Here is a 15,770-nt window from a genome sequence, read left to right as displayed (position 1 = left end):
AATAACAGCGGGCCAGCTTTACATACGTCTTTATAGATCGGATTTTCGTATACCCCAGGAAAGACGCAGGGTGTACTTTCTGGGACAGAACAGGGGCGGACGATAGGATCAGGCGAACCCGCCATTGGCGCGGATGACTTGCGCGTTGATCCAGCTGCCTGCAGGGCTTGCCAGAAACGCCACCACCTCGGCGATGTCCTCAGGCGTACCGAGGCGCTCAAGCGGTGTAGCCTGTTCGATCTGCCGGATCTGCTCCTCACTTTTGTCATTGAGAAAGAGCTCGGTTGCCACCGGGCCGGGCGCAACGGCATTGACGGTGATGTCCTGGCCGCGCAATTCATTAGCCAATACTCTGACCAAACCTTCAACGCCAGCTTTTGTGGCGATATAGGGGCCGTACGTGGGCAGCGATTTGGCGATCACGCTGCTGGATAGCGCAATGATCCGGCCGCCACGCTCTACCTGCTGCGCCGCCTGGCTCAACATCAGAAACGTGCCGCGCAGGTTGACGGCCATCATCCGGTCAAACGCCTCCAGGTCACCTGCCGAAACAGGAGTATTGGTCATGATACCGGCGCTGTTCACGACTATATCGATCCGTCCGTAGGCTTCCTTGGCCGCCTTGAACAGGGTCTGCACATCTTCCAGGGTGGCAACGTCGCCTCTGACCGCGAGGGCATTACCTCCCAGTGACTCTATTTCAGCCACCAAAGCCTCCGCAGGGCCTCGGCTGTGGGCGTATTGAATGGCAACGGAAAAGCCTGCCTGGGCGAGACGTTTGGCAATGGCGTGTCCGATACCACGGGAAGCGCCGGTAACAATGGCTGTACGGGATGAATGCGGCATGTCCGACTCCTAAAGGCAGGGCCGGAACGTCCAGCCCTTTCATGGCTGTCATTTTTTGCAATTCATTGGCATTGGATAAATGCACAGAACTTGGTAAGACCGTTCAACAGGCACCAACAATGGGCTGAGGCCATGGATAGATTCGAGTCGCTGCGGCTGTTTACCCGTATCGTCGAGCTGGGCAGCTTCACGCAGGCAGCCAATGCCTTAGGTATCCCCCGTGCTACGGCAACCCACGCGGTTAAGGAGCTGGAAAGGCGGTTGGGAACGCGCCTGCTGGAACGTACAACCCGACAGGTCCGCACAACGCTCGATGGTCAGGCCTACTACGAGCGATGCTCTCGTATTCTGGCGGATCTGGAAGAGGCTGAATCTTCCCTGAGTGCCATTGCGGCCAATCCGCGTGGCATGCTTCGCGTCGATCTGCACGGCAGTCATGCCACACGAATCATCCTTCCTCGAATCGCCGAATTCCGGCAGCGTTATCCAGACATTGAGTTATCCATCAGCAGCAGTGATCGGTTGGTGGATCTGGTGCGTGAAGGAATCGATTGTGTGGTACGGGCAGGGCACCCTAGGGACTCAACGCTGATCGTAAAAAGGCTGGCGCTCATGCCCGAGGTGGTTTGTGCAAGCCCTGGCTACTTTGCCCGCTATGGTGTGCCAAAGCATCCAGATGAGTTGACCCGGCATCAGGCCGTCGGCTTCTTCGCCAGCAGCCACGACATTCGTTACCCCTTTACCTTTCAGGTTGAGGGGGAGGTTATCGAGTGCGATCTTGGCGGTTGGATCTCCGTCAACGATGCCGAGTGCTATACCCGCGCAGCCCTGAGCGGTTGCGGTTTGATTCAGGTGCCTCGCTTTCGGGTGGAAAAATACCTGAAAGCGGGGCGGCTGAAGGCGGCTCTACAAGAGTTTGCTACGCCGGGCCTGCCGGTTTCATTGCTCTATCCCCAACATAGGCAGATATCGCCTCGAGTGAGAGTTTTTGTGGAGTGGCTGACTGACCTGTACCGCGACCGTTTTGACCCGATAACCTGAGCTGGCAGTTGGTTTTATTTGGCAGGATGGATTTCTTGCCAGAGGTGGACCTTGTTGACGAAGGCTTTGCCAATGGAGACCGCCATCGGCTCTACCCCGAACACCTCAAAACCGCAACGTTCATACAGGCGCAGTGCGGTGTGGTTGCCTTCCGTGACGGTAAGCTGTACCAGCCTGATGTCTTCGCGATGTCGGGTATGCTCCAGTACAGCTTGGATCAGACGAAAGCCGATGCCTTGACGGCCAAACCGCTGTGGAACGTACATGCCAAACAGAGTGGCCTTGTGCCTGATCTTTTCTCGAGTTTCGAAGAAAAGTCCTGCTACACCCAGCAGCTGATCCTTGTCGAATGCGCCAAATACCGCATCGCTTTCCAGCCGGGATCGCCACCAGTCCAACGGTAGCACCGCGCGCTCCGCCTCGCTGGAGGTAAAAGCTTCCGGATGCAAGGCATAAGCCTCAAGCATCAGAGTGCGGTAACTGATTGCATGATCTGGACAAAGACGGTGGATGGGCATGATAGGTATCGACGTGTTAGGTGAGGTTGAACGTTTCACACGCTTTTGACAGCGCCTTTGTGGTAAGCGCAGCACAGACAGGCGTGGCCAGTGATGAGTTGTCGCGTATGGCGATGGACCTCAACGGTATAATCCGGCGGTTCGTTCTATAACGCAGTTGCCTACCGCTTGAAACTTCTTTTCACGTAATGAAAGAAGCGGCTCATAAGAGCCGCTTTTTTCAGGCGCAATCTATCACCATCAAGGATAGCGACGGCGCTCAGGCGCTGGCGGGAAGTACTGATACAGCCATGTTTCGCTGAGCGTTCGGTCGTTGGTGCGGATGAACAGGCGCATGTCTACCGGGTCCACGCTATCGCTGGTCGGATACCAGTCGAAGATCACACGATACCCTTTGATGTCCGGTATCCAGAGGACGTGGAAGTCTTTCAGCTCACCGCTCGAGACCTTGACGACGGGCTCGATTCCGGTGCCTTGGGGGAGGGTATCCAGGCCACCGCCCACGAAGTCCACCGCAAAGCGGCGGGCCCAGACGTCCGGATAGTGCTCACCCGGCGCCCACCCCTCTACGAAGCCGCCCATGCCGGAGCGCGTCGCATGGACCTGTGCCAGCGGTGTTCTAACCGGCGGCAGTGCGCTCCAGTAGAGCTTGTAGCCATAGCGCAGCTCTTTGCCCGCCGTGATAGGCACCTTGGGATTCCAGCAGGCCACGATGTTATCGAGCGTCTCGCCGGTTGTCGGGATTTCCAGTAGATCAATGCTGCCTTCACCCCATTCCGTAGTGGGCTCGACCCACAGGCTTGGGCGGCGGCTGTACCAGTCCACCGTATCTTGATAGCTGGAAAACTCATGGTCGCTCTGCACGAGACCAAAGCCCTTGGGGTTTTTGTCTTCGAACGCATTGAACTGAAGCTTGGCGGGGTTATTCAGCGGACGGCACACCCACTCGCCATTACCGCGCCACATGTAGAGGCGGTCGGAGTCGTGGATCTGCGGGTGGATGGTGTCGCACATGCGGCGCTCATGGGTGCCGCAGCTGAACATGCTCGTCATCGGCGCAATACCCAGCTGCTTGATTTCCTTGCGCGCATAGATATTAGCGTCGATTGCCATTACCACCTGCGTGGCGCGGCAGTCGATGTCGAAGCGATATGCACCGGTCGCGCTGGGCGAGTCGAGCAGGGCATAGACTACAAAGCGCGTGCTGTGCGGCTCGGGCGTCTCGAACCAGAACTTGGTGAAGTTCGGGAATTCCTCCACCGTATCCGAGAAGTTATTGATGGCAAGGCCACGGGCTGACAGGCCGTACTGCTTGGTGTCGTCTACCGCACGGAAATAGCTTGCACCCAGGAACGAGACGATATCGTGCTGCGTCAGCTCGGGTGACTTGAACACCTTGAAGCCGGCGAAGCCCAGATCACCCTTGAGTTGTGACTTATCGACGCCGCTGTTCTCGTACTTGAACATCTGAGGTCGGAAATGGATTTCCGTGGCCTGCTTTTTCTTTGGATCAACGCTATACATGCGGACCGGCTGTTTGAAGCCCATGCCAACATGGAAGAACTGAACATCGAGCTGGCCTTTCAGGTCATGCCATAGCGACTCGTTGGCATCGTACTGAATGGCGTTGAACTGCTGTGGCGTCATTTTTGCCAGCGTGGGCGGCAACTGCTGAGACGTATCCACATAGGCACTGGCTGCCATCTGCTTGGCCTGATTTTTCAGCAGATCGAACTCGAACGGTTCTACATCCTGGCTGGAGGCGCCAGACAGGGATTGAGCGGCGAATACGGTCGTCGAAGGAAGACCGGTATACGCGGCAAAGGCCAGTGAAGCTTTCAGAAGATCTCTGCGGTGCATACATGAACCTATGTGACTAAGGTGTCGTCAAGCGCTGTGGCAACGGGGCCGGCTCTGTCCGATAACAAAAACCTGTCTCGAATAATCCTCAACGCAGCGGCTGAGGGTAAGAGATGTTTGCGAACGAGAACAGTTCGATTCTGTTTCGGAAACTGTAAAACACCGCACAAAGCTGTCGAGTTGGGTCTGGAATGCCTTTTCAGGGTGTTTCCAAGGGGTTGTCTCATCTGGCCTGATGGGGCAGACGAGACATAGTCCGACACGAATCCTGTCAGGCGCGGCGCAGCAGTATGCGCTCGATGGCGCTCAGCAGCACCCCATAGAGCGGCAGGAACAGGAGCAGGCTGACGCTGAGCTTGACGGTATAGTCGACCCAGGCAATCTCGACCCAATGCTCGGCCATGAAAGGGTTGTCGCTGTGCCAGAAGGCAATAGAGAAAAAGGCGAAGGTATCGAGCAGGTTGCCCAGGATCGTCGAGGCGGTAGGTGCTATCCACCATTGCTGCAGCTGGCGCAGACGATCAAAGACATGGATATCTACCAGCTGGCCCAGCACATAGGCAAAAAAGCTCGCCAATGAGATACGCAGTACAAAGGTATTGAATTGCGCCAGGGCGTCCAGACCGCGGAACGCACCCTCCTGGAACAGCACGGAAAGAATGTACGAAACGACCAGCGCCGGCACCATGACCCGGGCAATGACCTGGCGCGCCGGGCCTTTGCCGAGAATCCGCACCGTCAAGTCAGTGGCCAGAAAGATGAACGGAAAGCTGAATGCGCCCCAGGTCGTATGCCAGCCAAACAGGTTGAGCGGCAGCTGGACGAGGTAGTTACTTGCGATGATGATCAGGATATGAAAGCCAATCAGGCCGGCCAATGCCGAGCGCCTGACGGAAGAGGTCAGTTGCATGATGCATCCTTTTTAGTGGAATGGGGTGAGGGAACCCATGACGTTGATCTGCTCTTGGGAGCAAGGCGCGCATTCTAAGCGCAGTGCCGACTAAAACGTAGCGAAATTCGCCGGGCGTTATTGACGCACCCAGGAAAAAGCCCACCAGGCGGTGGGCTTTTCAACACACAGGGCTTACAAGCGGAACTGCGCGACCTGCTTGTCCAATGACTGGGCCAGATGCTGAATGCTCGATGCATTGCGCGAGGCGCTTTCAATGGAATGGCTGTTGGTCTCTGCCATCTGTGCGATGCGCTCCACGCTGCGAGCTACATCCTGGCTGGCAGCAGATTGTTCACGCAGTGCCATGGAGATCTGATCAACCACGGAGATGATGCGATCCGAGCCACCGCGAATCTCGTCGATGGCCTGGCTGGCCGAGTGAGCCAGTTCCACACCCTGGTTCACCTGAGTCACGCCCACGTTCATGCTGCTGACCGCGTCCTGGGTGCTCGCCTGGATCTTCTTGATCATGTCGGCGATTTCCTGGGTGGACTTGCCGGTGCGCTGCGCCAGCAGGCGAACTTCATCGGCGACTACCGCAAAGCCGCGGCCCTGGTCTCCTGCACGGGCGGCCTCGATGGCTGCGTTCAGGGCCAGCAGGTTGGTCTGCTCGGCAATCTCGCTGATCACGTTCACGATGGAGGTGATCTGATCGGCGTGGCGGTCCAGCTCGGAAATCTGTTCAGCCGAGCTCTGCACCGTACCGGCGATCTGCGTCATGCTGTCCAGGGTTTGCTTGATGACATTGCCACCCTCGACGGAGCGCTTGCCGGAATCAGTAGAAATACCATGGGCCTCGTTCGCGCTGGTCGAAACGTGACTGATGCTGACGGTAAGCTCTTCCACGGTGGCTGCCATGGAGGATGCCGAGCTTGACTGGTCCCGTGCGGCGACAGCCAGTTGCTCCGAGGTGTTGGAGATATCGCGAGCGGCCGTCAGAAGCTGCTCGGCACCACCCTTGATCTCGGAAATCATTTCCCGCAGGCGCTGCTGCATGGCGTTGAAGGCCTTAAGCAAGCTGCCAATTTCATCTTCGCCGGTGCTGCGGATCTGAGTATCCAGACGGCCAGCGGCAATGCCCTGAGCAACCTGAATGGCATCATTTAGACGGCGCTTGATGGATACGGATAGGCTGAAGGCAATGACTATGGCCGCTAGGGCAGCCAGGATTCCACCCCCGATAAGCGTCCAGATAGCAACCTGTTCGGCAGACTGCATGGCTTCATTACGCACGCCCAGCAGCTTGGACTCATCGTTGCTGAAGTCAGCGATGATCTTGCGCATCTTGTCCATCTTGTCCATCTTGGCCTTGTCCTGACGGTCGATGATGCGTTGCACCATGTCGTCCATGGAGGAGGCACCTTGTACGACTGCACGGCGTAGCTGGATGGAACGCTCGATGTCTTCGCTCAGCCACTTCATTTGCGTGGCCTTGAGTTCATCCAGACGGGTTTGCTGGGTCGGGTTATCCGACGTCAGGTTTTTAAGCTTCGTCCAGGTTTGCTCAAACGCTGTTTTCCCCGCGTTGTAGGGTTCCAGAAAGTCGTCCTGACCGCTGAGGGCAAATCCACGCATACCCGTTTCGATGTTGGTCAGGCTGATTAACAGGTTGTTAGCCCCATCAATGGTCTGATAGGTATGGATGTTCCACTTGACCGAATTATCGACCTCGGTAAAGCCGTGGCGGGCTACATACACCAGGATGCAGATGATCGCGATGATAAGCCCAAAGCCTGCACCAAGCTTTTTGGCAATACTTAAATTGGACAGCATGGGACGCGCTCCGATAGGAGAAGGCAGTAAAGGTTTCACCTGCTCTGTATCGGTAAAAAAATGAAATATCTTTAGGCTGGACGCACCCAGCAGATAGCAATAATCCGACAGCCGCTCTGGTACGGCGATCTAAAGCGCTCCGCTGGTAAGAAGAGCGCTTTGAGCCTTGCGGGCCTTATGAAAGAGGTATTCCCAGCTGCTCTTCACAGCGCTTGAGCGAGCGCGCCTGGGTATCAGCATACAGGGCCAGTTCATCCAGTACCGACGCGCCCAGTGCCTGCTCGAAACGGTCCTTGCTGGACGCCTTGGTATACAGCGTCTGAGCCTGATCGCCTAGGTTAGACTGGAAAATACCGGCCGCGCTGACCGGCAGAAAGTCCTCATATACCAGTGGTTCATAGTGGATATAATCTGACTGGATCAGGGCATCCAGATCTCTTGGCCCATCCTGGGTAACCGCATCGTCCTTGTCGGTGACGAAGTAACGAAAATAGGCCAGCCCCTGCTTTCTCAAGGATTCATAGCTGTCCGGCAGCTCTGCGAATATGTCGGTCAGTGCCTGCATGTATGCCTGGGCGTTGCTCTCGCTGGGAGCCTGGGTGCGGGCAATGTTCAGGAGCTTGTCGTAGAGCGCACGTCCCTTGGGCGTCAATGCAACACCACGCTGCTCGATCTCGCCAAAGCGGGCCGTGTGGCTGCCAGCAACGGCATTGCCCTGTTCATCGATGAAGGTCACCTTTTCCTGCAACGCCTTAAAGCTTGTCTGGCGAAGCAGAACAGGGCAGCGGCGGGGTGGTGGGCCTTCGATAACTGCCTTGGGCGTAATCCCCCGTGACGGCATGCCTTGCTGGATGGCATCGATATCCAGGGTCCGGGGCGTCAGGTGATTGATGTGCGGCCCCTTGAACGCCACGATATCGGCAATCAGGCGATGCTGGTCGTGCAGCTGCTGATACACCTTGGCGCTGACTGTGGCCTCGCCGTGCCAACGGAAGGTTTCCAAGGCTTCACGCACGAAGGCATCGGCGTCGCTTGCGCTCAGGCCGCCTTTTGTTTCGCAACGGGCGATCAGCTCCAGCGCGCGTGACGTAAAGATAATGCGCTGCGCCAGAATCGCCGCGGCTTTCTGCTTGAGTGCTTCGTCCTCGATCAGCTCCAGACGGAGCAGAGAGGTAAACACGCGAAAGGGGCTCTTTTGCAGCGAAGCCTCGTGGACGGCACGAAACGCGGTGGAGTGCACCGGCACGCCTGCTTCGGAAAGATCGTAATAACCCACCGGATACATGCCCATGACTGCGAACAGGCGCCGCAGCGTAGCCAGCTCCTGCGCCGTACCTACGCGGATAGCCCCATGGCGCTCCTGGTCCAGCCGCTCGATTTCACCTGTCTGGCGCAGCTGCTCTGCCAAGGTCGGATTGTTTGCCAGCGTACGCTGATTGATATCGCTCACCAGCTCCAGCAATGTCCCATACAAGGGCACTTCGGCCTTGTACATATCGGACATGGCTCGGGAGAACCGGGCGCGAATCTCATCGGGATCGACAAAAGCCTGCGTCGTCATGGCAAACCGCTCCTTAGATAGGCCGGACTATAGAGGTATCAGTCCATTCTGCTGGCCGCTTTCCTGCCTTACAAATGACAAAAATTCACCCGTTCATTCATAAAGGGAATCAGGCAAACCGCTCAGTCGTGCCGCTTCTCACTGTCCATGTGAGCCAATTGAGCGGCGGGATAGCGTTCTCCTGCCGCGGCGTTGGCGGGAATGGCCTGCTCGATTCTGGTCAGCTCTTCGGCGGTTAGCATGATATCCAGTGCACCCAGCGACTCATGCAAACGTTCACGGGTACGTGCGCCTACCAGCGGGACAATATCTTCACCGCGCGCCAGCACCCAGGCGATTGCCATCTGTGCCGCGGTAACCCCTTTCTCTTGAGCAATGACTTTGAGCGTGTCGGCCAGCTTGAGGTTGGCGTCCAGATTGCTGCCCTGAAAACGCGGGCTGATGGCGCGAAAGTCCTGCTCACCTGCGCGGTCTTTTGACCAGTGACCGCTGATAAGGCCACGTGAGAGCACGCCATAGGCCGTGATTCCGATGCCAAGTTCACGGCAGGTAGGCAGGATGTCCGCTTCGATTCCGCGTGAAATTAGTGAGTATTCGATTTGCAGATCAGCGATAGGGGTAATGGCCGCGGCCCGGCGGATCGTATCGGCCCCGACTTCGGAGAGGCCGACATGGCGCACATAGCCTGCCTTGACCATTTCGGCGATGGCGCCCACGGTATCTTCGATAGGAACGTCTGGATCGAGGCGGGCAATACGGTAGATATCCACATGATCCGTATTCAGGCGTTTGAGCGTGTACGCCAGGAAATTCCGGATAGCCTTGGGGCGGCCGTCGTAACCCATCCAGGCCCCGTCTGGTCCTCGCAGGGCACCGAACTTTACGCTGATCGTTACTGCCTCCCGGCGATCCCTGAGCGCTTCGGCAATCAACAGCTCGTTATGGCCCATGCCGTAGAAATCACCGGTGTCGAGCAGGTTGACGCCCGCTTCCAGCGCCGCGTGGATCGTGGCAATGCTTTCGGTACGGTCCGCCGGACCGTACAGGTCCGACATGCCCATGCATCCTAGTCCGAGCGCTGATACCTGGAGGCCGGTCTTGCCGAGCGTGCGTGTAAGCATGGCGAAAGCTCCTAAAAGAAGACGTTCACCATAGACCGGTCCCTGGCCGCATCTACGCCCTGGGAGCGCAGCATTAACTTGGCTAATCGCTCACTCAGTGATGAGCGGCTTCTTCCTCGACTCGTGCCGCACGCTCTAAAGAACGTACGGCCGGTGTGGCGGCCAGCTTGTCATCCAGCTCTTCCAGCTTGAACTCGACGTCTCTGAGTTGCGTGTTGATGGCGACCAATTGGTCTTCCAGCAGGCGAGCACGCGCCAGTGTTTCCCTGATGATTTTAAATGACGGGATTCCTACGACGACGATAAGAATCAAGGCAATGATCGAGGCGATGCTCATGGGTGGGGTCCTTTTATCGGCAGTCATCAAACTGCGGCATTCCATTACCAGGGGCTTTCCCGCATGAGTCTCGGAAAGTATGGCGAGTCGATACCGCGTCTGGTCTCGGCTACGCTTTTAAAGGCGCGCCGATCTGTGGTTAAGGGCGAGATGATGCTCTATTGCCATCAACTCCCGCTGTGACAGTGCAAATGATGTTTTGATCCTCAATGCAACCGCGTTCGCAGACCAAAGGTCGCCGTCGCGGTATGGATTCGTGTGGAAAAACAGGTTCGGGCTGCGTACCAGACACGCTGGCGCAAGGTCTGGTGGTGGAACCACGACAGCGGCCTGCAAGTCACACCCGCAGGAGCCCCAGATGCTCTGCAGGCGGCTGGCGCCGTTGATCTGCCAAAAGGAAAAACAATGACTCCATCCCTAAAGAAACTGATAACCCTGGGGCTGCTCATGGCGCCTCTGGGTGCCTTCGCTCAACCCGGCGCGTTGACTGAGGTAGGCATCGACAGTGGCCGCTTGAAAGGCAGCCAGTCGGGCGATGTCATCTCCTTCAAAGGCATTCCCTTTGCGGCCCCGCCGGTGGGTGAGAACCGGTGGCGTGCGCCTCAGCGCGTGAAGCCCTGGCGCGGAGTGCGTGAGGCGACTGCCTATGGTGCAGACTGCATGCAAAAGCCGATGGCCAGCGATGCAGCTCCCTTGGGCGTAGAGCCCTCCGAGGACTGCCTGTACCTCAACGTCTGGCGTCCGGCGCAGGAGACGGCAAACCGCAAGGCCACGCTGCCGGTTGTCGTCTGGATTTATGGGGGCGGCTATGTTAACGGCGGTGCTTCGCCGTCGGTCTATGACGGTAGTGCTTTTGCCCGCGATGGCGTGGTCTTTGTCAGTTTCAACTACCGGCTTGGCCGCTTCGGCTTTTTTGGACATCCCGCGCTAACGGCTGCAAAGGAAGGTCCGCTGGGTAACTATGGCTACATGGATCAGATCGCTGCGCTGCAATGGGTGAAGCGCAACATCCGTCAGTTCGGCGGTGACCCAAACAACGTTACCGTCATGGGTGAGTCTGCTGGCGGCGGCTCGGTGCTCAATATCACCACCACGCCACTGACGCGGGGGCTGTTTGACCGTGCCATCGTCATGTCAGGGGGCGGACGTTCCTTGATGGGTGAGCTGCATGAGATCAGCCGTGACTTGCCCGGCAATCCCTCCGCCGAGACCATCGGCAAGAATTTCGCCCGCAGTGTTGGTGTTGAAGGCACTGGTTCCGAGGCATTGAAGGCGCTTCGTGAATTGCCGGCCAACCGTGTGCTGGGCGACCTGAACATGATGACCATGGGCAGCAATGCCTCTACTTACGTGGGCGGACCGGTACTCGACGGGCGGGTCGTGGTGGGTACACCGGAGCAGGTCTACAGCGCCGGTCAGGAAAACAAGGTGCCCATGCTGATCGGTTCGACCAGCGCCGATCTTGGCTTTAATACGGCCAAGACAATGGAAGAGCTGTTCGCACCGTTTGGGCGTGAAGCAGAGCGGGCCCGTCAGTTATACGACCCGGAAAATACAGGCGATGTGCAGGCGGTAGGGGCCGCAGTTGCTATGGACCGGATGATGACGGAGCCGGCTCGTTTCGTTGCCAGCAAGATCTCCCAGCATGATCGCCAGGCATTTCTCTATCGCTTCTCCTACGTCGCCGATTCGCTGCGCAGTGAGACCAAAGGGGCGCAGCATGCCAGCGAAATTCCCTATTTCTTCAAAACGCTGGAAGCGCGATATGGCGACAAGGTAACGGACAAGGATCAGGACATGGCCAGCGATGCTCACGCCATCTTTGTCAACTTTATCAAGACGGGTAATCCCAACGGTACAAATGTGGCGCGCTGGCTCCCGTTCAACCGTGAGGGCAATCTGGTCATGGATTTCGCGGCCGATGAAGGTCCGGTTCTTAAAGAGGACCCCTGGAAAGAGCGCCTCGACCTGATCGAGAAAACTCAGCACGCCAAACCGTAAGCTATTCGTCGAGCCGGTCATGGCCGGCTCGACATGCCTGTTTTCCCTGTTTTTCTCTCTCTGGCAACCCATCCGCCATCACACTTCGCAGATTGACAACCGTGCTAATTCTTCTCATAGTTTTGCCACGCAAACGTTTGCGCCATAACAAAGACAACAATGGAGTGCACCATGAACGCATCCCGCCCTATGCGGCTTCTCGCTGCTGCTGTTCTGTTTTCCACGACTTCCGCTTTTCTGCCCTTGTCCGCGGCTTATGCTCAGGATGCAGATAAACCCAAGGTCGCGCTGGTGATGAAGTCTCTCGCCAATGAGTTCTTCCGCACCATGGAAGACGGTGCCAAGGGTTATCAAAAAGAGCATTCTGACCAGTTCGATCTGATCTCCAATGGCATCAAGGACGAAACTGACACGTCCAGCCAGATTCGTATTGTCGAGCAGATGATCGTGTCCCAGGTCGATGCCATCGTCATCGCACCGGCAGATTCCAAGGCGTTGGTGCCCGTCATCAAGAAAGCCATGGATGCAGGCATCAAGGTCGTAAACATCGACAACCGTCTGGATCAGGACGTACTCAAGAGCAAGCAGCTTGACGTGCCCTTTGTAGGCCCGGACAACCGCAAGGGTGCCCGTCTGGTAGGTGAGTACCTGGCCAAGCAGCTCAAGGCCGGTGACGAAGTTGGCATCATCGAGGGTGTTTCCACTACCTTCAATGCCCAGCAGCGCACCGCTGGCTTTAAGGACGCTATGGAAGCGGCCAACATGAAGATCGTGGGTGTCCAGTCCGGCTCCTGGGAGATCGACAAGGGCAACGCCGTGGCCTCTGCCATGATGAATGAACATCCCAACCTGAAGGCGCTGCTGGCTGGTAATGACAGCATGGCCCTGGGCGCCGTCTCTGCCGTTCGCGCTGCGGGCAAGAAGGGTGAAGTGCTGGTGGTAGGTTATGACAACATCAATGCCATCAAGCCCATGCTCAAGGACGGCCGCGTTCTGGCTACGGCTGACCAGTACGCCAGCAGGCAGGCGGTCTTTGGTATCGACGCTGCGCTCAAGCTGGTCAAGGGTGAGTCCACCGGTGCTGTCGACGGTGTGATCGAAACGCCTGTCGAGCTGGTAACCAAGCCGTAATCCATCTTTACCCGCCGGGCTTTGGCGCGGAGTCGATCGTATTCGCCTCTGCACCGGAGTCTTGCGGGGCACCTGAGTTTTAAAGGAGACCGTCATGTCGGGCAGGCCAGTCCTTTCCATTACCGGCATCGGCAAGACCTATGCGCAACCCGTTCTGGGAGAGGTCAGCCTTGAGCTGTATCCCGGCGAGGTGTTGGCGCTGACAGGTGAGAACGGCGCCGGCAAGAGCACGTTGTCCAAGATCATCGCGGGGCTGACTCCGCCTACGACCGGGCAGATGACCTTTCTTGATCAGCCCTATACACCCAGTAGCCGTACCGAGGCCGAGCGCCTGGGCGTGCGCATGGTCATGCAGGAGCTCAACCTGCTGCCGACCCTGACCGTTGCCGAAAACCTGTTTCTCGATAACCTGCCCAGCCGGGGCGGATGGATTTCCCGCGGGAGGCTGCGTGAGCAGGCACGGCTGGCCATGGCGCAGGTCGGGCTGGATGCTATTGATCCGGATACCCTGGTCTCTGACCTGGGGGTCGGCCACCAGCAGATGGTCGAGATCGCCCGTAATCTGATCGGTGACTGCCGCATCCTGATTCTCGACGAGCCTACCGCCATGCTGACGGCGCGCGAGGTCGACCTGTTGTTCGAGCAGATCGAGCGCCTGCAGGCCCGTGGTGTCGCCATCGTCTACATCTCCCACCGCCTGGAAGAACTCAAGCGCATCTCCCAGCGGATCGCGGTTCTACGCGATGGCCGGTTGGTCGCCGCCGAGTCCATTAGCCGTTACAACACCGATCAGCTGGTAGCGCTGATGGTGGGACGTGAGCTGGGTGAGCATATTGACCTGGGCGAGCGCCACATTGGCGCGCCGATACTGAAAGTGGGCAAGCTGAGCCGTGCCGGCAAGGTCTGCGATGTATCGTTCGAGGTTCGCGCTGGAGAGATTCTCGGTATTTCCGGCTTGATCGGCGCGGGTCGTACCGAATTGCTGCGGCTCATCTACGGCGCCGACCGGGCCGACAGCGGGCGTGTTTTTGTGGGTAATCCGCTGCGTGAAGTCAACATCAGCTCGCCAGCCGAGGCGGTACGCAATGGCATCGCCCTGATCACCGAAGATCGCAAGGGGGAGGGGCTGTTACTCACTCAGTCCATCTGCGCGAATCTGGCGCTGGGCAATATGCCTGCCGTTGCCAAGCGCGGCGTGGTTCAGTCCGCGTCCGAACTTGCCTTAGCTGAGCGGCAGATCAAGGCCATGCGCATTCGCAGCTCCAGCCCTCATCAGCCGGTGGGTGAGCTTTCCGGCGGTAATCAGCAGAAGGTCGTGATCGGTCGCTGGCTGGAGCGTGATTGTCAGGTGCTGTTGTTCGATGAGCCTACCCGCGGCATCGACATCGGCGCCAAGTTCGATATCTACGGCTTGCTGGGCGAGCTGACCCGGCAGGGCAAGGGGCTCGTTGTCGTGTCCAGTGACCTGCGTGAGCTGATGTTGATCTGCGACCGGATCGCCGTGTTGTCCGCCGGCCGTCTCATGGAAACCTTTGACCGTAACGATTGGAGCCAGGATCGCCTTCTGGCCGCCGCCTTTGCCGGATACAGCAGCCGTGAAGCGATGCTGGGCGAAGCGGTTTCTCCCATACAGGAACTCTCCGTATGAACACTACCGTAACTCCGGCCGCGCCCAAGCGCAGCAGCAGTGTGTCCGGCCTGGGCACCTACCTGGGACTGGCCGGTGCCTTGCTGGCCATGATCGTGCTGTTCTCCGCCATGAGCAGCCATTTCCTGTCCTATAACACCTTCACCACCCTGGCCAACCAGATTCCGGACCTGATGGTGCTGTCGGTGGGCATGACGCTGATCCTCATCATCGGTGGGATCGACTTGTCCGTAGGCTCGGTGCTGGCACTGGCGGCCTCGGTCGTTAGCGTGGCTACGCTCAACTGGGGGTGGGGCATTTTCCCAGCCGCGGCCCTGGGTATGGTTTGCGCAGCCTTGGCAGGCACCGTGACGGGCAGCGTAACCGTGGCATGGCGGATTCCTTCATTTATCGTCTCCCTGGGTGTGCTGGAAATGGCGCGGGGACTGGCCTACCAATTAACGGATTCGCGCACGGCCTACATCGGTGACGCCTATGGTTGGCTGTCCACGCCGTTCGTCTTTGGGATTTCGCCTTCCTTTATCATCGCGCTGCTGGTGATTGCCGTTGCCCATGCCTTGCTGACGCGCAGCGTGTTTGGCCGCTATCTCGTCGCCATCGGCACCAACGAAGAAGCAGTGCGCCTGGCGGGTATCAACCCCAAGCCTTACAAACTCCTGGTTTTTGCCCTGATGGGTCTGTTGGCAGGGTTGGCCGCGTTGTTTCAGGTGTCCCGTCTGGAAGCGGCTGACCCCAACGCCGGCGCCGGGCTTGAATTGCAGGTCATCGCGGCGGTAGTGATCGGCGGAACGAGCCTCATGGGTGGACGCGGTTCGGTCATCAGCACGTTCTTTGGTGTGCTGATCATTTCCGTGCTGGCCGCCGGGCTTGCACAGATTGGCGCCAGCGAGCCGACCAAACGCATCATTACCGGTGCGGTGATCGTGGTAGCCGTGGTGCTGGACACCTACCGCAGCCATCGCGCCAAGCGCCGAGCCTAAC

At 58.1% G+C, this 15,770-nt stretch carries 13 protein-coding genes; 5 read left to right on the top strand and 8 right to left on the bottom strand.

Features of this window, described 5'->3' with window-relative positions:
- Nucleotides 1–108: 108 nt before the first annotated feature.
- Entirely contained in the window at nucleotides 109–846 is a 738-nt protein-coding gene (locus HMPREF1487_RS06040) for an SDR family oxidoreductase (protein WP_010795726.1), read from the bottom strand.
- A 132-nt stretch (nucleotides 847–978) separates the two neighbouring features.
- Here HMPREF1487_RS06040 and HMPREF1487_RS06035 point away from each other — a divergent pair, with 132 nt between their 5' ends.
- On the top strand, nucleotides 979–1,887 hold the full coding sequence (locus tag HMPREF1487_RS06035; protein ID WP_010795725.1) for a LysR family transcriptional regulator: 909 nt from the start codon (nucleotides 979–981) through the stop codon (nucleotides 1,885–1,887).
- A gap of 14 nt (nucleotides 1,888–1,901) precedes the next feature.
- On the opposite strand, the gene HMPREF1487_RS06030 is transcribed toward HMPREF1487_RS06035, so the two are convergent.
- The 7 genes from HMPREF1487_RS06030 to HMPREF1487_RS06000 form a co-directional block, all read right to left on the bottom strand.
- On the bottom strand, nucleotides 1,902–2,405 hold the full coding sequence (locus HMPREF1487_RS06030) for a GNAT family N-acetyltransferase (RefSeq protein ID WP_010795724.1): 504 nt from the start codon (nucleotides 2,403–2,405) through the stop codon (nucleotides 1,902–1,904).
- Nucleotides 2,406–2,645: 240 nt separating this feature from the next.
- On the bottom strand, nucleotides 2,646–4,265 hold the full coding sequence (locus tag HMPREF1487_RS06025; RefSeq protein ID WP_010795723.1) for a glucan biosynthesis protein D: 1,620 nt from the start codon (nucleotides 4,263–4,265) through the stop codon (nucleotides 2,646–2,648).
- A 271-nt stretch (nucleotides 4,266–4,536) separates the two neighbouring features.
- Nucleotides 4,537–5,175, bottom strand: a complete 639-nt coding sequence (locus tag HMPREF1487_RS06020; protein ID WP_010795722.1) for a 7-cyano-7-deazaguanine/7-aminomethyl-7-deazaguanine transporter — start codon at nucleotides 5,173–5,175, stop codon at nucleotides 4,537–4,539.
- Nucleotides 5,176–5,349: 174 nt separating this feature from the next.
- Complete coding sequence (locus HMPREF1487_RS06015) at nucleotides 5,350–6,990, bottom strand: methyl-accepting chemotaxis protein (RefSeq protein ID WP_010795721.1); 1,641 nt, start codon at nucleotides 6,988–6,990, stop codon at nucleotides 5,350–5,352.
- 175 nt (nucleotides 6,991–7,165) lie between these two features.
- Nucleotides 7,166–8,551, bottom strand: coding sequence for a 2-oxoadipate dioxygenase/decarboxylase HglS (locus HMPREF1487_RS06010; RefSeq protein ID WP_010795720.1), 1,386 nt, complete (start codon nucleotides 8,549–8,551; stop codon nucleotides 7,166–7,168).
- A 122-nt stretch (nucleotides 8,552–8,673) separates the two neighbouring features.
- On the bottom strand, nucleotides 8,674–9,672 hold the full coding sequence (locus tag HMPREF1487_RS06005) for an aldo/keto reductase (RefSeq protein WP_010795719.1): 999 nt from the start codon (nucleotides 9,670–9,672) through the stop codon (nucleotides 8,674–8,676).
- Between the two features lie 94 nt (nucleotides 9,673–9,766).
- A complete protein-coding gene (locus HMPREF1487_RS06000; RefSeq protein ID WP_010795718.1) occupies nucleotides 9,767–10,009 on the bottom strand; it encodes a hypothetical protein in 243 nt (80 codons plus the stop codon).
- 405 nt (nucleotides 10,010–10,414) lie between these two features.
- Here HMPREF1487_RS06000 and HMPREF1487_RS05995 point away from each other — a divergent pair, with 405 nt between their 5' ends.
- The 4 genes from HMPREF1487_RS05995 (at nucleotide 10,415) to HMPREF1487_RS05980 (ending at nucleotide 15,769) form a co-directional block, all read left to right on the top strand.
- Nucleotides 10,415–12,010: a carboxylesterase/lipase family protein gene (locus HMPREF1487_RS05995; protein WP_010795717.1), complete on the top strand. Its 1,596-nt coding sequence runs from the start codon at nucleotides 10,415–10,417 to the stop codon at nucleotides 12,008–12,010.
- A 171-nt stretch (nucleotides 12,011–12,181) separates the two neighbouring features.
- Entirely contained in the window at nucleotides 12,182–13,141 is a 960-nt protein-coding gene (locus HMPREF1487_RS05990) for a sugar ABC transporter substrate-binding protein (protein WP_010795716.1), read from the top strand.
- A 94-nt stretch (nucleotides 13,142–13,235) separates the two neighbouring features.
- The gene (locus tag HMPREF1487_RS05985) at nucleotides 13,236–14,789 is read left to right on the top strand and encodes a sugar ABC transporter ATP-binding protein (RefSeq protein ID WP_010795715.1); all 1,554 of its coding nucleotides are present in this window, start codon (nucleotides 13,236–13,238) and stop codon (nucleotides 14,787–14,789) included.
- Entirely contained in the window at nucleotides 14,786–15,769 is a 984-nt protein-coding gene (locus HMPREF1487_RS05980; RefSeq protein ID WP_010795714.1) for an ABC transporter permease, read from the top strand. The genes HMPREF1487_RS05985 and HMPREF1487_RS05980 overlap by 4 nt, the downstream gene beginning before the upstream one ends.
- Nucleotide 15,770: the final 1 nt, after the last annotated feature.

Origin of the sequence: Pseudomonas sp. HPB0071 (genome assembly GCF_000478505.2) — a bacterium.
Taxonomy (GTDB): Bacteria; Pseudomonadota; Gammaproteobacteria; order Pseudomonadales; family Pseudomonadaceae; genus Chryseomonas; species Chryseomonas luteola.
Note: the sequence above shows the minus strand (reverse complement) of the source record. Positions and strands in the feature narration are given on the sequence as shown.

Coding starts and splice junctions, on each gene's coding strand:
- HMPREF1487_RS06040 (WP_010795726.1), bottom strand. CDS start 846: ATGCCGCATTCATCCCGTACAGCCATTGTTACCGGCGCTTCCCGTGGT.
- HMPREF1487_RS06035 (WP_010795725.1), top strand. CDS start 979: ATGGATAGATTCGAGTCGCTGCGGCTGTTTACCCGTATCGTCGAGCTG.
- HMPREF1487_RS06030 (WP_010795724.1), bottom strand. CDS start 2,405: ATGCCCATCCACCGTCTTTGTCCAGATCATGCAATCAGTTACCGCACT.
- HMPREF1487_RS06025 (WP_010795723.1), bottom strand. CDS start 4,265: ATGCACCGCAGAGATCTTCTGAAAGCTTCACTGGCCTTTGCCGCGTAT.
- HMPREF1487_RS06020 (WP_010795722.1), bottom strand. CDS start 5,175: ATGCAACTGACCTCTTCCGTCAGGCGCTCGGCATTGGCCGGCCTGATT.
- HMPREF1487_RS06015 (WP_010795721.1), bottom strand. CDS start 6,990: ATGCTGTCCAATTTAAGTATTGCCAAAAAGCTTGGTGCAGGCTTTGGG.
- HMPREF1487_RS06010 (WP_010795720.1), bottom strand. CDS start 8,551: ATGACGACGCAGGCTTTTGTCGATCCCGATGAGATTCGCGCCCGGTTC.
- HMPREF1487_RS06005 (WP_010795719.1), bottom strand. CDS start 9,672: ATGCTTACACGCACGCTCGGCAAGACCGGCCTCCAGGTATCAGCGCTC.
- HMPREF1487_RS06000 (WP_010795718.1), bottom strand. CDS start 10,009: ATGAGCATCGCCTCGATCATTGCCTTGATTCTTATCGTCGTCGTAGGA.
- HMPREF1487_RS05995 (WP_010795717.1), top strand. CDS start 10,415: ATGACTCCATCCCTAAAGAAACTGATAACCCTGGGGCTGCTCATGGCG.
- HMPREF1487_RS05990 (WP_010795716.1), top strand. CDS start 12,182: ATGAACGCATCCCGCCCTATGCGGCTTCTCGCTGCTGCTGTTCTGTTT.
- HMPREF1487_RS05985 (WP_010795715.1), top strand. CDS start 13,236: ATGTCGGGCAGGCCAGTCCTTTCCATTACCGGCATCGGCAAGACCTAT.
- HMPREF1487_RS05980 (WP_010795714.1), top strand. CDS start 14,786: ATGAACACTACCGTAACTCCGGCCGCGCCCAAGCGCAGCAGCAGTGTG.